24 protein-coding genes are annotated in these 25,682 nt (G+C 34.1%); 11 read left to right on the top strand and 13 right to left on the bottom strand.

Going from position 1 to position 25,682, the window contains the following annotated elements:
* Positions 1-108: 108 nt before the first annotated feature.
* Genes UH7x_RS11805 through UH7x_RS11795 form a run of 3 tightly spaced genes read left to right on the top strand, consistent with a single transcriptional unit; the run spans position 109 to position 2,617 of the window.
* Positions 109-1,167, top strand: coding sequence for a 3-oxoacyl-ACP synthase III family protein (locus tag UH7x_RS11805; protein WP_482360136.1), 1,059 nt, complete (start codon positions 109-111; stop codon positions 1,165-1,167).
* A 13-nt stretch (positions 1,168-1,180) separates the two neighbouring features.
* Positions 1,181-1,705 (top strand): methyltransferase, encoded by a 525-nt coding sequence (locus UH7x_RS11800; protein WP_482360135.1) that lies wholly within the window; start codon positions 1,181-1,183, stop codon positions 1,703-1,705.
* Positions 1,706-1,765: 60 nt separating this feature from the next.
* Positions 1,766-2,617 carry a glycosyltransferase family 2 protein gene (locus UH7x_RS11795; RefSeq protein ID WP_482360134.1) on the top strand — a complete coding sequence of 284 codons (852 nt, stop codon included), beginning with the start codon at positions 1,766-1,768 and terminating at the stop codon, positions 2,615-2,617.
* 51 nt (positions 2,618-2,668) lie between these two features.
* On the opposite strand, the gene UH7x_RS11790 is transcribed toward UH7x_RS11795, so the two are convergent.
* The 7 genes from UH7x_RS11790 to UH7x_RS11760 form a co-directional block, all read right to left on the bottom strand.
* The gene (locus tag UH7x_RS11790) at positions 2,669-3,178 is read right to left on the bottom strand and encodes an OmpH/Skp family outer membrane protein (protein ID WP_482360133.1); all 510 of its coding nucleotides are present in this window, start codon (positions 3,176-3,178) and stop codon (positions 2,669-2,671) included.
* Between the two features lie 49 nt (positions 3,179-3,227).
* Entirely contained in the window at positions 3,228-4,070 is an 843-nt protein-coding gene (locus tag UH7x_RS11785; RefSeq protein ID WP_482360132.1) for an OmpH/Skp family outer membrane protein, read from the bottom strand.
* A gap of 108 nt (positions 4,071-4,178) precedes the next feature.
* A complete protein-coding gene (locus UH7x_RS11780) occupies positions 4,179-6,830 on the bottom strand; it encodes a BamA/OMP85 family outer membrane protein (RefSeq protein WP_482360131.1) in 2,652 nt (883 codons plus the stop codon).
* Positions 6,802-7,542, bottom strand: coding sequence for an isoprenyl transferase (locus UH7x_RS11775; protein ID WP_482360130.1), 741 nt, complete (start codon positions 7,540-7,542; stop codon positions 6,802-6,804). The genes UH7x_RS11780 and UH7x_RS11775 overlap by 29 nt, the downstream gene beginning before the upstream one ends.
* Before the next feature lie 14 nt (positions 7,543-7,556).
* A complete protein-coding gene (gene porG, locus UH7x_RS11770) occupies positions 7,557-8,255 on the bottom strand; it encodes a type IX secretion system protein PorG (protein WP_482360129.1) in 699 nt (232 codons plus the stop codon).
* A gap of 112 nt (positions 8,256-8,367) precedes the next feature.
* Positions 8,368-9,249, bottom strand: a complete 882-nt coding sequence (locus tag UH7x_RS11765) for an NAD kinase (protein WP_482360128.1) — start codon at positions 9,247-9,249, stop codon at positions 8,368-8,370.
* A gap of 11 nt (positions 9,250-9,260) precedes the next feature.
* Positions 9,261-9,917 carry a CBS domain-containing protein gene (locus UH7x_RS11760; RefSeq protein ID WP_482360127.1) on the bottom strand — a complete coding sequence of 219 codons (657 nt, stop codon included), beginning with the start codon at positions 9,915-9,917 and terminating at the stop codon, positions 9,261-9,263.
* A gap of 92 nt (positions 9,918-10,009) precedes the next feature.
* Between UH7x_RS11760 and UH7x_RS11755 the strand changes: the two genes are divergently transcribed.
* The 6 genes from UH7x_RS11755 (at position 10,010) to clpX (ending at position 15,397) form a co-directional block, all read left to right on the top strand.
* Positions 10,010-10,723: a pyridoxine 5'-phosphate synthase gene (locus UH7x_RS11755; RefSeq protein ID WP_482360126.1), complete on the top strand. Its 714-nt coding sequence runs from the start codon at positions 10,010-10,012 to the stop codon at positions 10,721-10,723.
* Entirely contained in the window at positions 10,723-11,493 is a 771-nt protein-coding gene (locus UH7x_RS11750) for an alpha/beta fold hydrolase (RefSeq protein WP_482360125.1), read from the top strand. Before UH7x_RS11755 ends, UH7x_RS11750 begins: the two co-directional genes overlap by 1 nt.
* Before the next feature lie 40 nt (positions 11,494-11,533).
* Positions 11,534-11,884, top strand: coding sequence for a phage holin family protein (locus tag UH7x_RS11745; protein ID WP_482360124.1), 351 nt, complete (start codon positions 11,534-11,536; stop codon positions 11,882-11,884).
* Positions 11,885-11,988: 104 nt separating this feature from the next.
* Positions 11,989-13,314: a trigger factor gene (tig, locus tag UH7x_RS11740; protein WP_482363602.1), complete on the top strand. Its 1,326-nt coding sequence runs from the start codon at positions 11,989-11,991 to the stop codon at positions 13,312-13,314.
* A 150-nt stretch (positions 13,315-13,464) separates the two neighbouring features.
* Positions 13,465-14,145: an ATP-dependent Clp endopeptidase proteolytic subunit ClpP gene (gene clpP, locus UH7x_RS11735; RefSeq protein WP_482360123.1), complete on the top strand. Its 681-nt coding sequence runs from the start codon at positions 13,465-13,467 to the stop codon at positions 14,143-14,145.
* A 16-nt stretch (positions 14,146-14,161) separates the two neighbouring features.
* Positions 14,162-15,397 carry an ATP-dependent Clp protease ATP-binding subunit ClpX gene (clpX, locus tag UH7x_RS11730; protein ID WP_482360122.1) on the top strand — a complete coding sequence of 412 codons (1,236 nt, stop codon included), beginning with the start codon at positions 14,162-14,164 and terminating at the stop codon, positions 15,395-15,397.
* Between the two features lie 81 nt (positions 15,398-15,478).
* Here clpX and UH7x_RS11725 read toward each other — a convergent pair whose 3' ends face one another.
* Complete coding sequence (locus UH7x_RS11725) at positions 15,479-16,036, bottom strand: dienelactone hydrolase family protein (RefSeq protein ID WP_482360121.1); 558 nt, start codon at positions 16,034-16,036, stop codon at positions 15,479-15,481.
* Between the two features lie 156 nt (positions 16,037-16,192).
* Positions 16,193-17,707, bottom strand: a complete 1,515-nt coding sequence (locus tag UH7x_RS11720) for a GH3 auxin-responsive promoter family protein (RefSeq protein ID WP_482360120.1) — start codon at positions 17,705-17,707, stop codon at positions 16,193-16,195.
* Between the two features lie 66 nt (positions 17,708-17,773).
* Here UH7x_RS11720 and UH7x_RS11715 point away from each other — a divergent pair, with 66 nt between their 5' ends.
* Positions 17,774-18,568, top strand: a complete 795-nt coding sequence (locus UH7x_RS11715) for a DUF2797 domain-containing protein (RefSeq protein ID WP_482360119.1) — start codon at positions 17,774-17,776, stop codon at positions 18,566-18,568.
* Here the strand turns inward: UH7x_RS11715 and UH7x_RS11710 are convergent.
* The 3 genes from UH7x_RS11710 to sppA form a co-directional block, all read right to left on the bottom strand.
* On the bottom strand, positions 18,561-21,275 hold the full coding sequence (locus tag UH7x_RS11710; RefSeq protein ID WP_482360118.1) for an AsmA family protein: 2,715 nt from the start codon (positions 21,273-21,275) through the stop codon (positions 18,561-18,563). The genes UH7x_RS11715 and UH7x_RS11710 overlap by 8 nt on opposite strands.
* Before the next feature lie 149 nt (positions 21,276-21,424).
* A complete protein-coding gene (locus UH7x_RS11705; protein ID WP_482363601.1) occupies positions 21,425-22,135 on the bottom strand; it encodes a queuosine precursor transporter in 711 nt (236 codons plus the stop codon).
* 19 nt (positions 22,136-22,154) lie between these two features.
* On the bottom strand, positions 22,155-23,915 hold the full coding sequence (gene sppA, locus UH7x_RS11700) for a signal peptide peptidase SppA (RefSeq protein WP_482360117.1): 1,761 nt from the start codon (positions 23,913-23,915) through the stop codon (positions 22,155-22,157).
* Positions 23,916-23,984: 69 nt separating this feature from the next.
* Here sppA and folK point away from each other — a divergent pair, with 69 nt between their 5' ends.
* Positions 23,985-25,130, top strand: a complete 1,146-nt coding sequence (folK, locus tag UH7x_RS11695; RefSeq protein ID WP_482360116.1) for a 2-amino-4-hydroxy-6-hydroxymethyldihydropteridine diphosphokinase — start codon at positions 23,985-23,987, stop codon at positions 25,128-25,130.
* Here the strand turns inward: folK and UH7x_RS11690 are convergent.
* Positions 25,127-25,657, bottom strand: coding sequence for an RNA methyltransferase (locus UH7x_RS11690; protein ID WP_482360115.1), 531 nt, complete (start codon positions 25,655-25,657; stop codon positions 25,127-25,129). The two genes, folK and UH7x_RS11690, sit on opposite strands and share 4 nt — an antisense overlap.
* Positions 25,658-25,682 lie beyond the last annotated feature (25 nt).

The raw sequence follows: 25,682 nt of genomic DNA, 5'->3' as shown, positions 1-25,682 counted from the left end.
TTTTACAAGAATAACATCTTGCTGAACATCATAAGAAATGCATGATTTTAAATATTAAAAATTAGGATTGTACTATCTTGACAATACTAGACCAAAAATTAGTTCCTCATGAAAATCGGTATCTCAGGTACAGGTTGTTATATTCCTGGCCAGATTACAGAAAATGCACATTTTTCGGAAAATGAATTTCTAAATTCTGATGGCACTCCGTTAAAATACTCCAATGAAGTAATCATTCAAAAATTTAAGTCGATTACCGGCATTGGAAAAAGACGCTATGTCGATAATAATTTAAACACTTCTGATATTGCTTATTTAGCAGCTGAAAAAGCTATTGAAGATTCAGGGATAGACAAAGAAGAACTCGATTATATCATTTTTGCACATAATTTTGGTGATGTTTCACATGGCAAAACACAAGGTGACACCCTCCCAAGTTTAGCTACCAGAGTTAAACATCATTTAAAAATTAAAAACCCAAGATGTGTCGCTTATGACATGCTCTTTGGTTGCCCTGGCTGGATTGAAGGCGTTATACAAGCAAACGCTTTTATAAAAAGTGGTATCGCAAAAAAGTGTTTGGTAATTGGTGCCGAAACACTTTCTAGAGTAGTTGATGACTATGATCGTGATTCTATGATATATTCCGATGGTGCTGGTGCTACAATTATTGAAGCCACTGAAGATGGTGGTCAAATTCTAGCCCATGCTTCTGAAACACATGCAAATGGCGAAGCGTATTATTTATTCTTTGGCAAATCTTACAATACCGAATTGGAAGAAGACCGCAGGTATATAAAAATGTATGGTAGAAAGATTTATGAATTCGCCCTAACTTGTGTACCTGAAGCAATGAAAAATTGTCTTCTAGAAAGCGGACAAGACATATCTTCGGTTAAGAAGATATTCATACATCAGGCTAATGAAAAAATGGACGAAGCTATTGTTAAACGCTTCTACGAACTCTTCGACATGCGAATGCCAGATGGCATTATGCCGATGAATATTCATGAAATGGGAAATAGCTCGGTGGCTACAATTCCTACCTTATTTGATATGGTGCGTAATGGAAAAATAGCGAATCAATCGATAGAAAAAGGAGATGTTGTTATCTTTGCAAGTGTTGGCGCAGGCATGAATGTAAACGCCATCGTTTACCAAGTTTGATAGCATTAAATTTATGTACGAAAAAACATTTCCGAATAAGCGTTTTCAGCATACCTTAACTTTCCTTCAAAAACATATATCGACCAATGAGTCTATTATAGACCTAGGTGTTGAGAATCCGTTTTCGAAAATAATGGTCGAGCAGGGTTATTCTGTAGAAAACACTAAAGGAGAAGATTTAGACCTGAACTTCGAAAGCGTACTTAACTCAAATGCAGAAGTAGCTACTGCATTTGAAATTTTTGAGCACCTAATTGCGCCTTTCAATGTTTTAAAAGAAATAAAAGCTGACAAATTGGTAGCTAGCATCCCCTTAAAATTATGGTTTTCGCCTGCATATAGAAGTAAGACTGATCCTTGGGACAGACATTATCATGAATTTGAAGATTGGCAATTCGATTGGTTACTTGAAAAATCGGGTTGGGATATTAAGGATCGTGCTAAATGGACTAATCCTGTAAAAAAAATAGGATTAAGACCATTGCTTCGTAGTTTTACACCACGATATTATATTGTTTATGCTGAAAGAATCTCATAGTAGCATTCAGACTAAACAATAGGCTACATCAATTTAATTTTTGTTTTTGAAATAATAGCAATGAACTATTACATAATAATTCCTGCACATAACGAGGAAGCCTTTTTGGCCGATACATTGAATTCTGTATTACGTCAAACGTTATTACCAAAAAAGGTAATTGTTGTAAATGACAATTCTACGGATGACACAGAAACAATACTAGATCAATTTAGCACTAAAAATGACGTATTCACGAAATTAAACACGCAGTCTTCCACAGAACATATGCCCGGCAGTAAAGTGATTAATGCTTTTAAAAAAGGTTTAGACTTAATAGACAACGACTATGATTTTTTGGTGAAATTAGATGCGGACATTATATTACCGAATAATTATTTTGAGAAGATTGCATATATTTTGCAGGGAAACCCAAGAGTTGGAATTGCCGGTGGGTTTGTATATGAAAAGGACTCTAATAAGGAATGGAAATTAAACCACCCGATGAATAAAAATCATGTGCGCGGTGCTTTTAAAGCATATACAAAAAATTGTTTTGGTGCAATAGGTGGATTAAAAAATGCAATGGGCTGGGACACTTTAGACGAACTTTTAGCACAATATCATGGCTTCGAAATATATACTGATGACTCTTTAAAAGTAAAGCACCTAAGACCTACAGGAAAAGCTTATAATGCAAAAGCTAAACTACTTCAGGGCGAAGCAATGTATACTATGGGCTATGGTTATTGGATCACTTTTATAGCTTCGCTAAAGATGGCATGGAAACAAAAAAAACGCAATGCTTTTTTTGATAATATGGCAGGTTTTTATAATGCGAGGACTGAAAAAAAACCATTGCTGGTTACAAAAGAAGAAGCTGAATTTATTCGAAAGTATCGCTGGCAAAATATAAAACGAAAACTTTTTTAAACAAAAAAAATACCGCTCTTTAGGCGGTATTTTTTTTATTCTAATTGTAAATTATATTCCTAATTCAGCTTTAACGTCAGCTAAAAGGTTTTTACCCTTAGCAACTATTAGTCCGCCACCAGCTTGTGCATCAATTACATAATCGAAACCTTGTGCTGCTGCAACTTTTTCAATTGCCGCTTTTGCTTTATCTGAGATAGGAGCAAAAAGTTCACCTTGTTTTTTCTGAAGCTCTCTAGAAGCCGCTTGTTCAGCTTCTTGGATGTTTTTTTGAACGCCTTGAAGTTCTAAAGCTCTTTTTTCATTTTCTTCTTTAGATTTAGCTGCCGCCTCATTTTGATATAAAGTAGCTTTATTTTGGAATTCAGCCATTGAACTTTCTATATCTGCTCTGTACGTTTCAGATAACTTCTTTAATTCTGCTTCTGCTGTTTTCATTTCTGGCATTGATGTTAACAATTGTGTTACATCAATATGGGCAACTTTGCTCTGTGCATTTACAAATCCGGTTGCTGCAATAAATAATACTAAAGCTACCGCTATTTTCTTTACTTGTTTCATTTGAGTATACTATTTGAGTGTTAATTACTTTTGGTTAATTATTATAAATTTAACTATCGTCTCTACTTTCAGAATCAGAATCGTCTTTGTCTTTATTACGATCTGCTTCTTTAGCATCTTTCTCTGCTTGTCGCTCTTCTAAGAGCTTCTTTCTTCTTGCTTCGTACGCTTTCTTACGTTCTTCACGCAATTTTATTTGTTCAGCTCTCTTTTCATCTGCCGTTTTCGCTCTTGCTTCTTGTGCTTGTTTCGCTTTTTCTTGTCGTTCAATTAAAGCTTCACTTATCCTTTCTTCTTCACCTTCTACATCAAATTCCTCTACACGGCTCTTATTTGCTTTCTTCTTAGGTTTGCTCACTTTTCTAGTTCTTGCAATACCTCTTAGGATTAAATCGCTAATATCGTGCCTTTTTTCGGAATACAACATTACAACATCCGCAGATTTATCAAAAATAAAATCGTACTTTTTATTAGCACCTATCTTCTGAACCTCATTGAATACCTGATCTTGTATCGGTTGAATCAACATTCTCTTCTGTACCACCAAGTCTCCTTGTGGTCCAAAACGATCCTGTTGGTACTCCACCATTTCCTTTTCAGCAATCGCAATTTCCTCTTCACGTTCAGAAATTAGCTCATCAGTTAAAAGTACGCGCTCAGACATTAGATCTTTCTTCATCTGCTCTACTGCACTCTGTTTCTGCTCAACTTCAATTTTCCACTTCTGAACTTTATTTTCCAATTGCTCAGTTGCATCTCGATACTCTTCTACATTCTCTAAAATGTATTCCATATCTACATATGCCATTCGAACTCCACGTGCTTGCGCTATAGCATTCGATGAAAACAGCACTATTGCCAAAAGTAAAAGAACGTTCGATTTTGTCTTCATTTCTTAATCGGTTTAAACTATAGAAAATATCGTGCCAAATTTACTAAAACTTTTAAAATGAAGCATTTAGCATATGACAAGATTAATTTTCTGAACTAATTTTTATGTTTAGAACTGTTGACCAATAATGAAGTGCGTTTGTAATCCACTTGGGCCGCTAGCACCAGGAGCAAGACTTTCATCGAACCCGTAGCCAAAATCAATACCCAATAGACCAAACGCTGGCATAAAAATGCGAAGCCCCACACCAGCCGACCGTTTTAGTTCAAACGGATTAAATTCCTGAAAATTGTTGAAACCGCGCCCTCCTTCTAAAAAAGCTAGTCCATAAATTGAAGCTGAAGGTTTTAATGTAAGCGGATATCGTAATTCCAGTGAAAATTTATTGTATACAATTGCACCCTCTTGACTACCTGTAATTTCATCTACAGGGGTAAGTGCTTGATTTTCATAACCTCTTAATTGTACTACATCCCTACCATCTAACGTAAAGTTTCCAAGTCCATCACCTCCAACAAAGAAACGCTCAAATGGCACATCGCCAATATCATGATTATACGCCCCTAGAAAGCCAAACTCTGCATTAGTACGTAATACTAAATCGCCGACAAGTGTTGTATACCAATCGCCTTTAAATTTAATCTTATAGTATTCTAACCAATTAAAACGTTCTTCTTCTAAAGCTTCTCTTTGTGTATTTAATTCAGCAATTTGTGGATTGGTTGAATCTTCTACGCTAAGTGCAGTAATCTCACTCAATAAATCTGTACTCTCTTGAGTAATTGCAGCAAAATCTTTATTACTGAATAATGAATATGGCGGTGTTAATTTCGCAGTAAATTCAAAATTTGAACCACCTCTAGGGAAGATTCGCCCACCTGTTTGTGAGTTTCTTGAAAGTCCGAAAGTGTATGTAAATGAATTTGATTTACCATTACCGAAACTAAATAGACCAATATTGTAATCGTTAAAATCATACAATTGATATCCAATAGAGTGCGAAATAGTAAAGAAATCATCAGGCCATTGTACACGTTTTGCTAACCCTAAAGTAATACCCGTTATCGAGAATCCGCGGTCTGGATCTCTTACGATATTACCACTAGTATCATATGACGCAGCAAACTGTTTTGTCTGTGAAGCATTTACACTAAAACGAACCGGTTTCTTACCTCCAAGCCAAGGTTCTGCAAAATTCAAACTATAAATACGATAGGTTCTACTTGCTTGAAGTCGTAAAGCAAAAGTTTGACCATCACCCATTGGCACTGGCTTATATTCCTCTCCTTTAAACAAGTTCTTCATAGAAAAGTTACTAAAGGAAAGTCCAAGCGTTCCTATAAAACCACCACCACCGTAGCCACCTTGTAATTCTATTTGACTAGATCCTGCTTCAACCAAACCATAATTAATATCTACAGTTCCTTCATTAGGATTAGGATTTAAAACATCTGGTTTTATTTGTTCTGCATCGAAATAACCCAATTGTCCCAATTCTCGAATACTACGTATGATATTCGATTTATTATATTTTTGACCAGGTCTCGTGCGTAACTCTCTAAATATTACGTGGTCATTAGTTCTATCATTTCCTGCAACGGTAACATGATTTAAAAAGGTTTCTTTACCTTCTATAATTCTAATTTCAAAGTTAATGGTATCATTAGCTGCAGAGATTTCTACCGGATTAATACTTGAAAACAAATACCCATTATTCTGATAAAGGTTTGTAATATCTGCCGCATCGGGATCAGAATCATCAGCAATACGCTTTCTTAATTCAACCCCATTATACGTTTCCCCCTTCTTTATACCAAGTACTTGACTCAATTGGCGATCAGTGTACACACTATTGCCTACAAAGTTGATATCTCCAAAGTAATATTTGTTACCCTCTTCTACTTTTATCTTTAATGCAATGTTATTCTCATCTACAGGAAGTATTGAATCGTAGATTACGCGAGCATCTCTATAACCGTTTTCTGCATATTTATCAATAAGTAGACCTAAATCGTTTTGATAATCTTCGTCAATATATTTCGACTTTTTCCAAACACGCCAAAACCTTTTTTCTTTGGTTTTTTTCATTGCTCCGCGTAATTTTTTCGCAGCAAGTTTTTCATTACCAACAAAATCGATGCTCTTAATTTTTACTTTATCGCCCCTATCAATGTTTACAACCATCTTCTGGGTATTAGAGTCAACCGTGTCTTTAGCAGTAATAATACTAACCTTTGTATTTAGGTAGCCTTCCTTTTTATATTTGTTTTGAAGATAATTTTTTGTGTTTGCTATAAGACTTTCTGTAATTTTCTTCCCTTTTTTAAGGTCGGTATCTTCTAAAATTTTCTCAACCTTTCTGGGTTTTACACCATTTACTTTAATTGAGGAAAGTGTTGGACGTTCTTTAATAACCAACTCTAAGAAGATTTTATCATCTTCAATATTTGTAGTATAGAAATCAATAGCACTAAAGAGCTCAAGACCCCATAATTTACTAATAATAGCGCTTATTTGATCACCAGGAACCGTTATTGGTTGTCCTTCTCGGAGTCCTGTATAAGTTTTCACCGTTTGCTCGTTGTAACTTTGCAATCCAGTGACCTCGAGACCCCCTAGAATATACCTTTTACCTTCGTCGTAAGAGGTTTCTTGAGCCTCTATACCGGAAACGGCAAAAAACATTAAAATTGTGAATAAAAGTTCAAAAGGATTGAACTTTGTTGAGTAGTTAATTGAGTTGTTCGCTAGTTTTTCCAAATCTTCGTTCTCTATTCTGGTAATTCTTAATGGCTTCCGCTAAATGATGCTCATTAAAATTGGGCCAAAATACATCAATAAAATATAATTCTGCGTAGGCTATCTGCCAAAGTAAAAAATTGCTTATCCTTTGTTCCCCACTGGTACGGATAAGCAAGTCTACGTCAGGCAAATTTTGCGTGTAAAGATGAGTATTAATAATGGTTTCATCAATATTTTCAGGTGAAATTATATTATTTTTAACTTTGACAGCTATCTCTTTCATAGCTGTTGTTAGTTCTTCTCGTGAACCATAACTAAGCGCCAAAGTAAGCGTGAGACCTGTGTTTTTCTGTGTTTTCGATATAGTCTCTTCTAATTCTTTACGAGCTTTTTTAGGTAAAGATGCAATGTTGCCGATAGTATTTAATCGCACATTGTTTTTGTTAAAAGTTTTAAGTTCTTTTCTTAATGAAGAAACCAAAAGTCGCATCAAAGTATCAACTTCTAACTTAGGTCTGTTCCAGTTTTCTGTAGAAAAAGTATATAAAGTAAGGTATTCTAACCCGAGTTTTACGCAATTCTCAACTGTAACCCGTACAGTTTTTACTCCATGTTCATGGCCAAATACGCGTAATTTCCCTCTTTCTTTGGCCCAACGACCATTTCCATCCATAATAATGGCTAAATGACGTGGTAACTTTGTCTTATCAACATCTTCGATAGTAATCATACCTTCTGGACTTCTTACTGAAAACAGTCTTGGCAGGGTTTTCTGCCGAAGGTGTAAGTTAAGGTTAATCCAGAGAAAACATACCAGTCATCACTAAAAATATTACCAAAAGCTACATCAAGTTGATTGCTAATTAGTTTTGATTTTTCAGGATTACTAGCATCTAAATTATCGGTAAAAGTATATCGAGCTCCTATTTCTGCACCTAATATTAAGAATTGATTTAATCTATACTTAGCACCAATGGTCATTGGAATAGCCATAGAACCATCTGTTTGATTGAAATTAATAAATTGGCCGGCATCAAAATAATTATAGTCGTATCTAAAATACGTAACACCAGTATATAAATAAGGAGTAAAGGCTGGTCCTAACTTATGTAAGTTATACTCAACAAAGTTAAACTCTAGCCCAATTGATGCTTCGGTCATTCTATTCTTTACAACATAACCACGTTGTTGACGAGAAGAAATACTAGACTTAGTATCATCTGCTTTGAACTTACCATGAAAAACGCTAGCTCTCCAGGCATATCTTTTACTTTTATTCCATTTGAATAAACCACCGTATGCTATACCTGATGGTAAAACAAAATTTGTTCGCCCTACATCTCCAATATTATTAGCACCACCAGCAAAAACACCTACTTCATAGGTCTGAGCCGAAATCTGACTAACAAGCAAAACAAAGACTATAACGATTAATCGTTTCATGAAACTTAAAAATTTGAAAATATAACGATTGCCCTCACCTTAGAAATAATCGTTTCATTCAGGTTCTCAAATGATAAACAGGTTTTGTACTTATTTATTGTTTTAGTGTAGTTCAATTACGGCGATCCTCACCCCATAATAATTTGTTACGAAGTGTTTTTAAGAAACTCTCAGAAGTATATTCAATCATCTTTATTGTGAAGTCGGCTCGTTTAACCGTTATTTCTTGTTCATTTTCGATAGAAGCCAACCTAGAATCTAAAGAAACCAAATGATTTTCTTCCCTGCCATATACTTTCAAACGAATTACCGTATCATCTGAAATCACTAATGGTCTGGCGTTTAAATTATGTGGCGCAATCGGAGTTAAGACTAAAGATTTTGCTGAAGGAACTATTACTGGACCTCCACAACTTAAAGAATACCCTGTTGAACCCGTTGGAGTAGAAATTATTAATCCATCGGCCCAATAAGAGGTTAAATACTCATCGTTTAAATAAGTCTCAATAGTAATCATCGAAGTTGTATCTTTTCTACTAACACTTACTTCGTTGAGGGCAAAATTCATTATTTCGAATTCCGGAATTTCGAATCCTGCAGATACTTCGACCAGACTTCTTTCAACAACCCTGTAAGATCCACTCAAAAACTCTGTAACTACCTTTCGAACTTCTTCTTTCTTAAAAGTAGATAAAAAACCTAGCCTACCAGTGTTTACACCAACTATTGGAATACCTAAATCTCTAACAAAAGTTGTCGCCCTTAATATAGTACCATCCCCACCAAAACTTACAAACATATCAAAAGACCCATCTAAGCCGGATGAAGTAGTAAATGTACTATGCTGAATTGCTGAATTTCTTAAGGCTAAAACCGAATGAAAATCTTCCTCTATCCAAACCTCTGCATTTTCTTTTTGAAGTTCTTGCAAAAGCTCTTCGACTGCGTCTAGCGCATCATCTTGATTGTTCAATCCATAAATGGCAACTTTCACTAGCAGAAATTTTATACGTTAAGATATTTTTCTAAGTAATCTGATCGTTGTTTTAGATCCTCTAAAAATTGATCATCATTGTTACCAAAAAGCACATTATAGTTATAACGCCTAAATGTTTGGAGTACTTCATTTAAATCTGTAGTGCCAATTTTTAAGGTAATTTGAATAACATCATTGCGAATATCAGTTATAAATGCTCCAATTACTCTGGTATTATTACTTTCAACAATTTGCGCTATTTCACTAAATGAATAATCTTTTATACCCCTTGCTAAAACTATAATACCACCTGGTTCTGTAAAGAATGGCGTGTTAATAAAGAATGCGCATATATCGGTTAAATCATAATAACCAAGTACTTCAGAATTATCATTAAGAACAGGAATAAGATTAGCTTCATTACGAGCAAAGGTCTCTAAAACATCAAGCCAATTAGTTTCTTTTTTTACGAAAAAAGACTCCAAACTATATCTGTAATCTGCTACCTTTTTACCTTCTTCTAATTCATGAACGTCATCTTCGCTAATAATTCCCACAAATTGTCCTTTATCAATAATAGCTACATGTGAAAATGTACTATCATGAAAAAAATCAACGATTTTGGTAATCGAATCTTCTACCGTAAACACAGCGATATCATCAATAATGTGATTTCTTAAAGGCATATCTAATTTTATTGGCGCAAATTACTAATTAAAATATCAAAAGGTGTGCCTAATTCGTAATTTTGCATCCATAATAAAAGTATAACGTATTTATGACAAAGCTTAGTGTTAACGTAAATAAAATAGCTACCCTACGAAATTCACGTGGAGGCAATGTTCCTGATTTACTAAAGGTAGCCGCAGACATTGAATCTTTTGGCGCTCAAGGCATCACAATTCATCCACGCCCAGATGAAAGACATATTCGATACCAAGATGCTAGAGACTTAAAAAAAATAGTAACTACGGAATTTAATATTGAAGGAAATCCGAATAAAAAATTTATTGATTTAGTATTAGAGGTTAAACCAACACAGGTTACTTTAGTACCAGATGCTGTTGATGCTATCACATCTAATGCAGGCTGGGACACTAGAAAACATATTGATTTTCTCACGGATGTAATTACTACTTTTCGTAAAAACGGAATTCGGACTTCAATTTTTGTGGATGCTGACACCAAAATGGTGGAAGGTGCTGCTAAAACTGGCACGGACAGAATAGAACTTTATACAGAAAGTTTTGCTGAAGAATTCTCTAAAGGCAACAAAGACGAGATTATTTCTTTTGTAAAAGCCGCGAAAACTGCTGACAAATTAGGGGTTGGAATAAATGCAGGACACGATTTAAGCTTGGATAATATTAAATTCTTTAAAGACAATATTCCCAATCTATTAGAAGTATCCATAGGACACGCACTTATTTCAGAAGCCTTATATTTAGGTCTAGACAACGTAATAAACATGTACTTAAATCGCTTAAAATAATGGAACTTCTGCATTCTAAAATTATTGGAGAGGGTGAACCATTACTAATATTACATGGTTTTCTTGGGATGTCTGACAACTGGAAAACTCTTGCGAACAAATATGCTAAAGAAGGTTTTCAGGTGCATTTAATTGATCAACGAAATCATGGCAAGAGTTTTTGGTCCGAAGAATTTAATTATGATGTTTTAGCTTCGGACATAGTAAATTACTTAAACCACTATAAAATAGATAAATGCAATATGATTGGGCATTCTATGGGTGGTAAAGCTGCAATGCAATTTGCTTGCACCTACCCCAATTATCTTAATAAGCTTATAATAGCCGACATAGCCCCTAAATATTACCCGCCTCATCATCAAAATATAATTGATGCTCTAAACATGTTGAATTTATCGGAAATTGATTCAAGATCAGAAGCAGAAGCGGAATTAGAGAAGTATTTAAGTGAATTTGGAATACGTCAATTTTTATTAAAAAACCTTTATTGGGTTTCTAAAGGAGAATTGGGCTGGCGGTTTAACTTAAAGGTACTTTCTGAAAGAATGGAAGAAATTGGCGAAAACATAGCATCAAGCTCCATTTTTGAAGGACCTACATTATTTCTTAAAGGCGATAGATCGGAATATGTTATAGCTACAGACGAGGTGACCATTAAAAATCATTTTCCTAAAGCCAAAATACAAACCATAGACAATGCTGGCCATTGGTTACATGCAGAGAACCCAGCTCAATTTTTTGAAAAATCATTGCGTTTTCTAAAATCCTAATACAAACAAATTATTATTAACACTATAAAATCATAATATTATGAATCTATTATTAAGAGTATTGCTTAGTGCAATTGCCGTAGTCATTTTATCAAAAATATTACCAGGTGTTGGTGTCGACAGTTATTTAACCGCTGTAATTGTTGCTGTTGTGCTTGGTTTATTAAATTTTATCGTTAAACCAATTCTGGTTATTTTAACCCTACCGGTTACTATAATTACCCTAGGTCTCTTCTTATTAATCGTAAATGCCTGTATCATTTTACTCGCCGATTATTTTGTGGATGGTTTTAGCGTTTCTAATATTTGGTGGGCTTTAATTTTTAGTTTGCTTTTGAGCCTTTTCCAATCGATTCTTTTTTCTTTCCTTAAAAAGGATAAAAAGCAATAGAAACCATGCAAAGACATTGGCAACTAGCCAATTAAAAAGTTGCTGTACTTGAGAAAATATATTAATTTTGCATCCCGCTAAAAATGGGAATTAGGAAAAGATATATGAATATTACGAAAGAACAAGTCGACGAGTTGAATGCCATCGTAAAAGTGGCTATTACAAAAGACGATTATAAAGATAATGTCGAGAAAATTTTAAAAGACTACAGAAAGCAGGCGAATATCCCTGGTTTTAGAAAAGGTCAAGTACCTATTGGTCTTATCAAAAAACAATACGGAAAGGCTGTTTTAGTAGATGAGGTTAATAAATTACTACAAGACAACTTGAACAAATATCTTACTGAAGAAAAACTTGATGTTTTAGGTAATCCTTTACCAAAACAACAAGAAAACTTTGATTGGGATAAAGAAGAGTTTGATTTTGAATTTGAATTAGGACTTGCTCCAAGTTTTGAAGTTCCTTTGAAAACAAAAAAACCAATTACGCACTATAAGATTGTTGCTGATCAAAAAATGATTGATGAACAAATTGAGCGTATTCAAAAGCAATATGGCAAATTGGTCAGCAAAAAAGAAGTTGGCAAAGTAGACGAAATCAACGGTGTTTTTAAGAATGAAGCCGAAGAAATCGAAAACAAATTTGTTATCGAACTTGATAAAGTTAAGAGCAAAAAAGCTAGCGATGCGTTATTAGGAAAAAAGGTCGGAGACGTTGTTACGCTTAAAACTAAAGGTCTTTTTAAGGAAGATCATTTACTAACGCACGCTTTAGGTCTTACCGCTGAAAAAGGTGAAGGCTTAAACATTGATGTTGATTTTGAAATACAAGAAATTAACGAGCGTGAACCTGCAAAACTTGACCAAGAATTATTTGATAAGCTTTTCGGTAAAGATGAAGTGAAGTCTGAAGACGAATTGAAAGCTAAAATAAAAGAAGATTCAGAAAAGCAATTTGAGCAACAAGCTGATCAAAAGCTTTTGAATGACATTACTGAATACTTTATTGAAAACACAAAGTTTGACTTACCTGTAGAATTCTTAACCAAATGGATTAAGATGACTGGTGAAAACCCTTTAACAGAAGATCAGGCAAGTGAAGAGTTCGAAAAATCTGAAAAAGGATTGCGTTACCAATTAATTGAAGGTAAAATAATTCAAGAAAATGAAATTCAGGTTCAGTTCGAAGAACTTAAGGATTTTGCAAAAGGATTTATTAAGTCGCAAATGGCGCAATACGGACAAATGAATCCAGAAGAAGCTGAGCTTGATGCAATTGCAGCTAGAGTTATGGGCAACCAAGATGAGGTTAAACGACTTTCTGAGCAATTAATGAGTCAAAAACTTCTTACTTTATATAAAGAGAAGGTTAATTTAAAGACGAAAGAACTTACATATGATAAGTTTGTAACTGAAGTTTACGGCTCGTAAATTCAGTTTATCGAATTAATCAGTGCTTCGCCTTTTTATATGCACTTTTGAGCACATCAAAAAAGGCGATCTTATATAAATTAGTATCTTTAACGTGCCGAACATTATGCTTCGGCACCTTTTTTTATTAAAATATCACTCAAATATTACATGGACTACGGAAAAGAATTTAAAAATTTTGCCATAAATCACCAAGGTATTAATAGCACTTATTACGATAAAATAATGAGTAGCATGTATCCGGTGAATATGACACCAAATATTATTGAAGAAAGGCAAATGAACGTTATTGCTATGGACGTTTATTCAAGATTAATGATGGATCGCATTATTTTTCTTGGCACTGGTATTAATGACCAAGTTGCCAACATTGTTCAAGCACAGTTATTGTTTTTAGCAAGTGTAGACGCTACTAAAGACATACAAATTTATATTAATTCACCAGGCGGCAGTGTTTATGCTGGATTAGGCATTTATGACACTATGCAATTTATCACTCCTGATGTAGCTACAATCTGTACAGGTATGGCAGCATCAATGGGAGCCGTATTACTTTGCGCAGGTGAAAAAGGTAAGCGTAGTGGATTAAAACATTCGCGTGTTATGATTCACCAACCTATGGGTGGCGCTCAAGGTCAGGCTAGTGATATAGAAATTACCGCAAGGGAAATTCTAAAGTTGAAAGATGAATTATATGAAATCATCGCGGAACATTCTGGCCAGACTGTTAAAAAAGTACACGAAGATAGTGATCGTGATTACTGGATGAAAGCTGAAGAAGCTAAGAAATACGGTATGATTGACGAATTATTAGTAAGGGAGAAGGAATAAGGTAGACCAAGGTAGTATGGCAAAAGAAAATTTAGAATGTTCGTTCTGTGGAAGAAAGAAACCAGAGACTAATCTATTAATAGCTGGTCTGGATGCGCACATCTGTGACAGATGTATAGAACAGGCGCATGGTATAGTGGCGGAAGAATCGAAGCAATCGAAAACAAACGATTTGTCTTCTGAATTGATTCTAAAGAAACCGATTGAGATTAAAGAATTTTTAGACACTTTTATCATTGGACAAGAACGTACCAAAAAAGTAATGTCTGTAGCTGTATACAATCATTATAAAAGATTGTTACAACCTAGCTCCAACGAAGATGATGTAGAGATTCAAAAAAGTAACATTATCATGGTTGGGCAAACGGGTACGGGTAAAACCTTAATGGCTAAAACCATTGCACGCATGTTAAATGTGCCATTGGCAATCGTTGATGCTACTGTATTAACTGAGGCTGGTTATGTAGGTGAAGATGTAGAAAGCATCTTAACGCGTCTTTTACAAGCTGCAGATTACAATCTTGAAAAAACGGAAAGAGGTATCGTATTTATTGATGAAATTGATAAGATTGCACGTAAAAGCGATAATCCTTCTATTACTAGAGATGTTTCTGGTGAAGGTGTTCAACAAGGTCTTCTTAAATTATTGGAAGGTACTGTAGTAAATGTTCCACCAAAAGGAGGCAGAAAACATCCCGATCAAAAATTTATTGAAGTAAATACTGAAAATATATTATTTATTGCCGGAGGTGCTTTCGATGGCATTGAGCGTGCTATTTCTAAAAGATTGAATTTACAATCAATAGGTTATAGTGCTTCAAAAGCTGAAGACAACTTAGACGAAGCTAATATCTTGCAATATATTATCCCTAAGGATTTAAAAGACTTTGGATTGATTCCTGAAATAATAGGGAGACTTCCTGTTTTAACTCACATGAATCCTTTAGATGAGAAAACATTGAGAGCAATTTTAACTGAGCCTAAAAATGCAATTATTAAACAATATGAAAAGCTTTTCGCTATGGATGGTATTGTGTTCACCATTACCGACCAGGCCTTAGATTATATTGTTAAGAAAGCAATTGAGTATAAATTAGGTGCTAGAGGACTTCGTTCTTTATGTGAGGCTATATTTACAGACGCCATGTTTGAGATGCCTACCAGTGGAGAAAAAGAATTTAAAGTAAGTAAACCATATGCTGAAAGCAAATTAAATTATGAAACGATTAAGAAATTAAAGGCGGTTTCATAATTCGTTTAAAAGTAAGCACATAAAAAAACCTCGTCCGCTTTTTAGCAGACGAGGTTTTTTATATTATATAGGTAATCACTCTTAGACTACTTTTCTTTCTTTAAATTTCACTTTAGTTACATTAGCCAACAAATCTTGACAAACCTTACCAATAATTTTTTCATCAGTATAAAGTTCATGTCCAAAGTTTGGTATAATTTCTAATTCAGCATCTACTTTTTGCGCCCATTCTTTTTTAGGCATAAAAGAATCATTACCACCATAAATTAAATTCATTGGGCAATCTGGCTTCTGATTTTCTTCACGAATTCTAGTTGCAGAAACAGTATATAAAGATTTTACCGGAAGACCCTTTAAAGCAGCTTTCCAAGCAATTGTTCCACCTGTACTAAAAGCCAAGTAATGCGAAGCTGTTTTTTCTTTACGAATTAAATGTGCTACTGCTGTATCAATTCCACCTTCTACGAAGGCCTTGTGTAAATTCTCTTCATCATTTACGGTTAAGTCAATATGAGCCAATTGCTGCATATCATAGAAAACAATATCATAATACTGTTGAAGATACCCCAAGTACGAAGTAATCCATAATCCTTTTTTAACTCCCCACATATCCGATAAGACGACTAGTCTCTCTGCCATAATTTTGTATTTGTTTGTGTGTATAATAAGATTTAGATTGGCAAATTGAACATTAAACGCTTGAAAACCGCATTTATTTGTTTATCGGAAGTAAAAATTCGACATAGGAAGCTATTGTACCTGAATAGCCTAGTTAAAAACCCCCTAAAAGACAGGCTAAGCGTTCATAGAAAGTAATTCTTCGATATAATCTCTTTGGTTAGATAGGCGTGGAATCTTGTGCTGCCCTCCTAATTTATTATTAAACTTTAGCCAATCATAAAAAAGATTCTCTCGTGCGACATGCACATTAGGCAAATTGAGGGTAATACTATTATAACGTTTTGCCTCGTAATCGGAATTCAAAGATTTAAGGGCATTATCTAAAAGTTCGGTAAAATAATTGAGATCTTCTGGTGGCTTTCTAAATTCAATAATCCATTCATGTGCTCCTTTTTCTTTACCCGCCATAAAAACGGGACCTGCCGTATAATCTTTAATTTCAGAACCAGTTTTTTTACAAACACTTTTTAACGCCTCTTCGGCATTTTCAATTATTAACTCTTCACCAAATACATTAATATGATGTTTGGTTCTACCTGTTACCTTAATACGATAAGGATTTGTAGATGTAAAGCGTATTGTATCACCAATTTTATAGCGCCATAAACCAGAATTGGTCGTAATAATTATGGCATAATTTCTACCAATCCTAACTTCCCATAACGGAATCGCCTGTTGTGCTTCGGTCCCATATTGATCCATTGGAATAAACTCATAGAATATTCCGTAATCCAACATCAACAATAGATCGTTGGCACCATTTCGATCTTGAATTGCAAAAAAGCCTTCGGATGCATTGTAGATTTCGTAGTACTTGAAACTTTTTCGTGGTAGCAGCTTCTTATACTGTTCTTTGTAGGGGTTAAAACTAACACCACCATGAAAATAAACTTCCAAATTTTCCCAAACTTGGAACAAATGATCTTTTCCTGTTTCTTCAATTACATTATTAAGCAACACCAACATCCAAGATGGAACTCCTGCCAAACTGGTTACGTTCTCCTGCGTACTTTCTTTAATGATAGCTTTTAGCTTATACTCCCATTCACTCATTAAAGAAACCTTATTACTAGGCGTACTACTAAATTCTGCCCAAAGCGGCATATTATCAATTAAAATGGCTGATAAATCACCAAACAACGAACCATTATCTTCATAAAGCTCTTTACTCCCACCCAAACGTAAACTTTTACCGGTAAATAATTGAGAGTTTTCATTATTGTTTAGATAGAGACACAACAAATCTTTACCTGATTTATAATGACAATCTTCTAAAGCTTCTGCACTAACAGGAATAAACTTACTTTTAGCATTAGTTGTTCCACTACTTTTAGCAAACCATCTTATTGAAGTAGGCCAAAAGATATTTTGTTCTCCGCGACGAGTACGCTCAATTATAGGTTCAATTTCTTCATAAGATTGTATAGGCACACGTTCGCGAAAGGTTTGATAATTACTAATCGATTCAAATTCATATTTTTTACCAACCTCTGTTTCCTCCGCTATTTCAAGCAATTGCCGTAATACCTCTTCTTGAACTTCTTCAGGGTATTTTAGAAAAAGTTCTATTTGGTGATAGCGCTTTTTCAATAACCAAGAAGCAATTGAATTGAATAATGGTATTGACATTTTTAGGTATATTTAGCCTTCTAAAATAATGTATTAAACTATCATTTTCAAATAACAATTTAAAGCATGCAATACGAAGGTGTTCTACGAAAAATGCAAACTGAATTCGGTAGTCCGATTCAATATTATATGGTATTTGAGAATGATTTTTTAAATGTAAATCAAATACTTGATAAGCAACTAAGTATAGACTTTATTAAGTACCAATGCCTAAATTGTGGAAAAGATAAACCCATTTACCGCCAAGGTTTCTGCCAAAGTTGCTTTTTTGAAACTCCCGCTGCGGGCGACTGGATAATGCGGCCCGAATTGAGTACCGCGCATTTAGGTAAAGAAGATCGTAATCTCGAATATGAAAAAAGAGCCCAACTACAACCCCATATAGTATATTTAGCAAATTCTAGTAATGTAAAAGTTGGCGTAACTAGAAAGGCGCAAGTGCCTACACGATGGATTGATCAAGGCGCACATGAGGCGATAGAAATTGTAGAAGTTCCGAATCGATATTTAGCTGGCATTACCGAAGTTGCCTTAAAAGACCATGTTGGTGATAAAACGAATTGGCGTAAAATGTTAACCAATACGGTTGATGATGAGAATCTAGTAGAATGGCGAGCAAAACTTAAAAAATATATACCTGAAGAAGCTCAAGAATATTTTATTGAAAATAATACCGAGACCAATCTCGATTTTCCTGTACTACAATATCCAGAAAAAGTAAAGAGCCTTAACCTTACTAAAAATCCACACTACATAGGTGTATTAAAAGGCATAAAAGGCCAATATTTTATCTTTGAAGACAATACTGTTTTTAATGTTCGTGGTAGCGAAGGTTATTATGTAGGCCTAACTATTAGTTAGCATCACCCTTCTTTTTACCTAAAATACTACCTAGGATACTTTTGGCCTTTTCTTTTACAGCTTCTTCAGTTTTCACCTCTGGAACGCTATCCTTATCTACTTCAGTGGCTTCCTCTTTTTTACCACCTAATATTCCGGTTAGAATCTCCTTAGCTCCTTCTTTGGTCTTATCTTCCGTTGTGGCAGAATCACTTTCAGTGGTTTTACCACCTAAAACACCGGTTAATAAATCTTTGGCTTTGTCTTTTCCTTTATTAATTAATTTTTGCTTTTCTATTTCAACCAGTTTGGTAGTTAGGCTTTTTACACCACCCGTTAAATCAGTAGATACAGCAGGGTTTGCGTAATTACCTCCAATGTTAGCAGTAACTGGTATTGTTAAATCTTTTAAAGAACTATCATCAATTTTAGCAATTAGACTATTTACTTCACTTCCCAAATATTTTGCAGGTACGTCTATGGTCGCCGCGTAATTTAATTTTTGATCAAAAGTGTGACTACCGGAAATATTCATGTCAATATCTTGATATTTTATCTTAAAAGGCTTCACCTTAACTTCTCCATTTTCAAAAGTTAACGCTGTCTTTAATCCCTTTAAATCTAAATTCTCTGGTTTCAAAAAACTCAACTTCTCCCCTACCTTATTTAGTATTGCTGTCTTTTTAGGATCAAGTTCCGTTTGCATTAATTCCGCCAACACGTCTCCTGAGATTGTCGCCATGTCTGGCGTAAAATCATCATTCAACTTACCTGAAATCTTAATTTCAGAATCAAGAACACCACGTAAGGCACCTGCAACAGGAGCTAAAGTTTTAAAAAGCTCAAAAGACTCAAAGGTTTCACTGATATTAAAATTCTTCATATCTAGTTTCATACCGAAATCTGGAATATCATTCTTTGTAGAAACCTCACCATTGAAAGCCATTTTTCCATCAAAAATAGAAGTTGTCATATTTTGTAAAGTTGCTTTTTCATCTTTAATTAATAGCGTACCCTTTACATCTTTTAAAGTCAGATTATCATATAATACAGTTGCTGCATAGGCATTTATAGTACAATCTAAAAAAGAAGGAATTTTTAAAGACTCTTCGCCTGTTGGTACAGGTTCAGATTTAGAATCACCTGCGGGGGCTACCTTGTCTGCGGTCATAAAATCATTCAAAGAAAAAGTATTTGATTTTAGATTAAAATCACCTTTCACATTCTCATCATTAAACATATAACCTAACAAGTTATCAATAGTACCAGAAGCATTAAAATCTGTTTTACCAGTACTACCTTGTAATTCATTCAGACTAACCTTATTGGGATTGAAGGTTAATTTAGTAGTCGAGATCTTTACAGGATTTGCCATTTCATCTGAATTGTATTCAAAATCTTTTAGGCTAAAATCGCCATCTATCTTAGTATTTTCATACTTTTTGTTTTCAACTGATGCCATATCAAAATTAGCAGAAATATCAGCATCCAATAAACCTTTTAAATTTAAATCGGCTGGTACTGGGTATGCTTTTGAAATATTTGCCAAGTTCATTTTACCATCAACTTTAGCATCAATCTTCATATTACCCATTAAATCTCTAATATTAGATACCATATTAAATCTATCTTCATCAATCATAAAAGATAGCTTATTGATATCAACATAAGTATCTTCAGTAATACCAGTTGTATTATTTACAGCTACATCTATAAATATATTACGTACCGTTTTTGGCAAGTCTGGATATTTAAAAGAGGCATTATTCGAATTTAATTTAATATTAAATTTAGGAATATGGGTTTCATCAACAACACCATTAAATTCACCAGCCACAGTAAAATCTCCTGTTGTTTTAATATTATCGAGACTCTTAGAATATTCTTCCGGTATTACCGCTAAAAAATTCTTAAACTCTGAAGAAGATGTTTTAAAGTTGATATCGATTTCTTGATTCGTATCATTTAACTGTACAAAACCATCAAAAACCAATGGCAGTTGATTAATAAGTGCTTCATTTTTTAGAAATGAGAATTTCATCTTTTCTAAATCTACCCCTATAAGGGCGTCTAAAGCTAACTTATGATTTTTTAAATAATAGGTGCTATCCATTCCAAATGAAACTAGCGCTGTAGTTTTAGTATCTAACTCAGAAGTTGCTAATGATAGGTCTCCAGTACCCGAATGATTAAAATTTGTAATCATTAAGTTCATATCTGAACTTCTATCATCATAAACGATTTTGGAATTTTGAATGCTATATTCATCCATTGCTAAGTTAAAACTAGCGTCATTGGATGAGCTTTCTGTTTCTGCGACACCTGAGTCTTTAGAAATATCATAATTAGCACGCTCTTCAGCATCTACCTTGACATTTACATTGGCACCATCAACAAAGAATCGGTCTATTTTTATAGGCTCATCAGATTCTTTAAAAAATTGACTTATTCCTAATTTCAATTCAACCTCATTTGCTGCGAATAGCGTATCACCCTCAAATGGTGCTTTATTAACTAAAGAAACCTTTTCTAGTGTTACTGTGGCATTCGGAAAATTACTAAACAAACTTAAATCTGCATCGACAAAGTCTAAAGTAGCATTTACATTCTCGTTGACTTTATTCTTGATAATATCATCGATTTTCCCTTTTAAGAAAAATGGAGTAGCTATTAATAGTACTACCAACAACAATACTACAACACCTAATATCTTAAAAACCTTCTTCATGCAATTAATTTTTTTGAGTAGCAAATAATTTAAAACTCCTTAGTTGATTATAAAGCAGAGCTTTTACAATACAATCAAAAAAGCTTAAATCACTTCATTATATAACTTAAAACGGGAGACAATATTTTAACAGAAAGGTTAAGAATTTTCTAAATCTCTAGGTTAATTTCTTCTCCGATTTTTAGACCGAATCTTTTTCTTAAAAGATATACGAAGAAATAGAGTAAAGGGGTGTCGAGAAATGCTATAAATATCTTAAAAAGGAAGCCAGATACGACTAATCCAAAGAACAAATGCCATGGAAGCACCTTAAAAATACATAACAACCCTACGACGACGAAGGTGTCTAAAAATTGAGATAAAAAGGTTGAAAAGTTATTTCGAAGCCAAAGATGATTACCATTGGTCTTCTTTTTCCAGAAATGATAGATTGCAATATCAATATATTGAGCCGACAAATATGCCATCATAGAGGCCAAAACAGCCAACGGAGATAGTGAAAAAACCTGACTAAAAACCTCATTATTTAATGGCGAAGAAGGGATAGCTGGAGCCAAATCTGCAACCAAAATAATACTCATTGAAAAGAAGGAGGCAAAAATACCAGCTGTAACAATCTCATTGGCCTTTTTCTTACCAAAGATTTCTGATATTAAATCAGTAATTAAAAAAGTAATAGGATATGGCAATACACCTACAGAAATCTCAAATAACGAAACACCAAATACTTGTACATCACCAAAGGGATTCCAGTAAAAGAATTTTTGAAAAATTAAATTTGAAACAACCAATGAAGTAATAAAAAGCGCACCTAGATACAAATAGATGCGATAGGCCAATTTTTTATCTTTCAGAGTCATTTTCTCAATCATTCAATGACTATTTAATTTCTAGCACGAATGGCATTCTAGCTTGAACACCTTTTTGCTCCATCGCTGTTTTAAATTGTTTTAATACAGCATAAGCTTCAACACCCACTTCTTCTTCAATAAATTCTTGCTTAGCTTTTAAACTTACTCCTCCAAAATCTTCCATAAAACGCTCCAAACCTGTTTTATACTTTGGATACTTCCTAATTCCGTATTCTTTTAAATCACTCATTTTAGCAGCTTCGGCTATGGCATCTTCTAAATTTCCAAGTTCATCAATAAGGCCTAATCGTTTTGCATCTACCCCACTCCATACTCTACCTTGCGCCATACTATCTGCTTGGGCTATGGTAATTTTTCGACCTTTAGCTACCCGCGATAAAAACGTTTCATAGGTTTCTTCTACACCATCTTGTAACGTTTTTCTAAATTTATCTGACATCGGCTCGAATAAAGAATAATCAACAGAGTTTTTATTTGTACCTACTTGCTCTGCATTAATACCTATATCTTCTGCCAACTCTTTAATATTAGGCACTGTACCAAAAACACCAATAGAACCAGTTATCGTTGTTGGTTCTGCAAATATTTTATCTGCACCGGCAGCAATATAATACCCGCCAGAAGCAGCTACATCTCCCATGGATACAATTACCGGCTTTTTCTCTTTCGCCAATTCTATTTCGCGCCAAATAATATCTGAAGTTAGAGCACTACCCCCCGGAGAATTCACACGTAGAACAATCGCTTTAATTTTGTCATCTTCTCGCGCTTTTATAATGGCCTCATTAATAATTCCTTGTCCAATAACATCAGGACCACCTTCACCATACATAATTTCACCCTGAGCAAAAATTACAGCAATCTTACTTTCGCCAACATGACTTTTCTTCGCATTAGAACGAACAACATAATCTTCCAAAAGAACTGAATTCAGATCTTCATCATCTTTTAATTCTAATGTTTCACGTAGTTTCGCTTCATATTCATCATAAAACAAGGTATCATCAATAAGTCCAGAAGTCTTTGCATATGCTGTAGTTCTTCCCCCTAAAGTATCAGCAATAATATTCAGGTTCTCCGGACTAATATTTCGTCCTTCCGAAATATCTGCAATCATAGAATTCCATAAAGAACCTATTAGTTCTTTGATTTGAGTTCTATTCGCATCACTCATTTCATTTGATAAAAAAGGTTCAACAGCACTTTTGTATTTACCGTGCCTAATAACCTCCATTTTAATACCTGTCTTTTCCTGTAAATCTTTGTAAAAAAGAACTTCCGAAGACAAGCCCTTAAAATCTAATACTCCTACTGGATTTAAATAAACCTTATCCGCAACACTTGCCAAATAGTAATCTTTTTGCATATAAAAATCGGCATAGGCATAAATAAACTTACCACTTTCTTTAAAATCCAACAATGCCTTACGAATAGCTTGTGTTTGAGCTAAACCCGCTAAAAGGAAATTATTTTTAATGCTAATTCCTTTTATATCCTTATCATCTTTCGCGATTTCTATGGCATGTAAAATCTCATCTAACCCTTGAGATTCCTCAAAAATTCCAGCAAATGGATCAACATCATTAGTACCTGTATAATCACTAATAGGTCTATTTAGTTGCAATTCTAATATCGAATTACTCTTTATTGAAACATTTGGCTCTGTGCTACCCAAAACAGTTGCAAAAATGAAAAACATGACAAAGACTATTCCGAATGCAATAAGACAGCCGAAAATAGCCGCCAATAGATTTCTCAGAAAATTCATAGTTTCTATATTATTAGCTGGCAAAGATAACTATTGTGAAATTCTTTTTAATTAATTTGGTTTCCTATTATGAATGATAAAAATACCGTTTACCTCTCTTTAGGCAGCAATCTCGGCGACAAACTAAGTATGTTACAAGAAGCTATTTATAATATTGATAAACTTACAGGTAAAGTAAAATTAGTCTCACCAGTATATCAGAGTGCAGCATGGGGCTTTGAAAGTGATGATTTTTTTAATATTTGTCTGGAACTTACTACGCAACTTACTGCACCTAGACTTCTTAAACAATTAATGGAAATTGAAACTTCTATTGGTCGAAGACGTTCTGGCGAAAATGGTTATGCAGCCAGGTGTATTGACATAGACATACTGTATTATAACAGAATGATTTTAAAAAGTGAACAACTAATTATTCCACACCCTAGATTAGAAGAAAGACGTTTTGTTCTAAGACCACTAGCAGATATTGCTCCACAATTTTACCATCCATTATTAAAAAAAGATTCACGTAATTTATTGCAAGAATGTAAGGATGAAATTCTACCGAAGAAGACAAATTTGGTACTTTACAAAAACAGGTCTGAATTATTTTCACAATTGCAATTCCTTGCCATTGAAGGAAATATTGGTGCAGGCAAAACAACATTAGCAAAGCGAATTGCTAAAGACTTTGATGCCAAACTTATTCTGGAGCGATTTGCAGACAACCCATTTTTACCAAAATTTTATGAAGACCAAAGCAGGTTTGCCTTTCCTTTAGAAATGTCTTTTTTAGCAGATCGGTATCAGCAATTTATTGATGACACCAACCAATTAGATTTATTTAAAAAATTTATGGTTAGTGATTATGACATCTACAAATCTTTAATTTTTGCTAAAATCACTTTACAAGATGTTGAATTTTCACTGTATAGAAAGATATTCGACTTTATGTACCGAGAAGTAAAAAAACCTGATGTTTATGTTTTCCTTTATCAGAATACAGATAGACTTTTAGATAATATTAAAAAGAGAGGACGCGATTACGAACAAGAAATTTCGTTTGAATATCTAGATAAAATCAACAAGGGATACCTCGAGTATATTAAAAGTCAATCAACTGAAAACAGTTTAATTATTGATGTTACGGAATTGGATTTTGTGGAAAATGAGAACGACTATGAAACCGTAATGAATCAAATACAGCAATATGTAATGAATTGGTCTTTTTAAGAATTCAATTTCGACCAAACATCCCATATAGTTACCCCAACGCTAACCGAAATATTTAAAGAGTGCTTTGTACCAAATTGAGGAATCTCAATCACCTCATCGCTAGCATCCACTACTTCTTGTTGTACACCTTTAACTTCATTGCCGAAAATAAGTGCATACTTCTTGCCTTTATCAATTTCGAGATTATTCAAAAAAGTAGCATTTTCTGCTTGTTCAACAGCTAAAACACGGTAGCCCTTATTTTGTAATGCGTTTACAACATCAATTGTATTTTCAGCATATTCCCATGCTACACTATCTGTCGCTCCAAGTGCAGTTTTTCTTATATCTTTATGCGGTGGGGTAGCTGTAATTCCACACAAATAAATTTTTTCTATCAAAAAAGCATCAGCTGTACGAAATACAGAACCGATATTGTTTAGACTTCTAATGTTATCAAGAATAATTACTATCGGCGACTTTGCTACTTCCTTAAACTCATCAGTTGTAAGTCTATCTAATTCTTCGTTTTTAAGCTTTCGCATTCTTTAATTTGAATTTATTTTAGTG

The sequence above is a fragment of the Aurantibacter sp. UH7 genome (genome assembly GCF_056839165.1).
Note: the sequence above shows the minus strand (reverse complement) of the source record. Positions and strands in the feature narration are given on the sequence as shown.

Coding starts and splice junctions, on each gene's coding strand:
- UH7x_RS11805 (WP_482360136.1), top strand. CDS start 109: ATGAAAATCGGTATCTCAGGTACAGGTTGTTATATTCCTGGCCAGATT.
- UH7x_RS11800 (WP_482360135.1), top strand. CDS start 1,181: ATGTACGAAAAAACATTTCCGAATAAGCGTTTTCAGCATACCTTAACT.
- UH7x_RS11795 (WP_482360134.1), top strand. CDS start 1,766: ATGAACTATTACATAATAATTCCTGCACATAACGAGGAAGCCTTTTTG.
- UH7x_RS11790 (WP_482360133.1), bottom strand. CDS start 3,178: ATGAAACAAGTAAAGAAAATAGCGGTAGCTTTAGTATTATTTATTGCA.
- UH7x_RS11785 (WP_482360132.1), bottom strand. CDS start 4,070: ATGAAGACAAAATCGAACGTTCTTTTACTTTTGGCAATAGTGCTGTTT.
- UH7x_RS11775 (WP_482360130.1), bottom strand. CDS start 7,542: ATGATTACTATCGAAGATGTTGATAAGACAAAGTTACCACGTCATTTA.
- porG (WP_482360129.1), bottom strand. CDS start 8,255: ATGAAACGATTAATCGTTATAGTCTTTGTTTTGCTTGTTAGTCAGATT.
- UH7x_RS11760 (WP_482360127.1), bottom strand. CDS start 9,917: ATGCCTTTAAGAAATCACATTATTGATGATATCGCTGTGTTTACGGTA.
- UH7x_RS11755 (WP_482360126.1), top strand. CDS start 10,010: ATGACAAAGCTTAGTGTTAACGTAAATAAAATAGCTACCCTACGAAAT.
- UH7x_RS11750 (WP_482360125.1), top strand. CDS start 10,723: ATGGAACTTCTGCATTCTAAAATTATTGGAGAGGGTGAACCATTACTA.
- UH7x_RS11745 (WP_482360124.1), top strand. CDS start 11,534: ATGAATCTATTATTAAGAGTATTGCTTAGTGCAATTGCCGTAGTCATT.
- tig (WP_482363602.1), top strand. CDS start 11,989: ATGAATATTACGAAAGAACAAGTCGACGAGTTGAATGCCATCGTAAAA.
- clpP (WP_482360123.1), top strand. CDS start 13,465: ATGGACTACGGAAAAGAATTTAAAAATTTTGCCATAAATCACCAAGGT.
- clpX (WP_482360122.1), top strand. CDS start 14,162: ATGGCAAAAGAAAATTTAGAATGTTCGTTCTGTGGAAGAAAGAAACCA.
- UH7x_RS11725 (WP_482360121.1), bottom strand. CDS start 16,036: ATGGCAGAGAGACTAGTCGTCTTATCGGATATGTGGGGAGTTAAAAAA.
- UH7x_RS11720 (WP_482360120.1), bottom strand. CDS start 17,707: ATGTCAATACCATTATTCAATTCAATTGCTTCTTGGTTATTGAAAAAG.
- UH7x_RS11715 (WP_482360119.1), top strand. CDS start 17,774: ATGCAATACGAAGGTGTTCTACGAAAAATGCAAACTGAATTCGGTAGT.
- UH7x_RS11710 (WP_482360118.1), bottom strand. CDS start 21,275: ATGAAGAAGGTTTTTAAGATATTAGGTGTTGTAGTATTGTTGTTGGTA.
- UH7x_RS11705 (WP_482363601.1), bottom strand. CDS start 22,135: ATGACTCTGAAAGATAAAAAATTGGCCTATCGCATCTATTTGTATCTA.
- sppA (WP_482360117.1), bottom strand. CDS start 23,915: ATGAATTTTCTGAGAAATCTATTGGCGGCTATTTTCGGCTGTCTTATT.
- folK (WP_482360116.1), top strand. CDS start 23,985: ATGAATGATAAAAATACCGTTTACCTCTCTTTAGGCAGCAATCTCGGC.
- UH7x_RS11690 (WP_482360115.1), bottom strand. CDS start 25,657: ATGCGAAAGCTTAAAAACGAAGAATTAGATAGACTTACAACTGATGAG.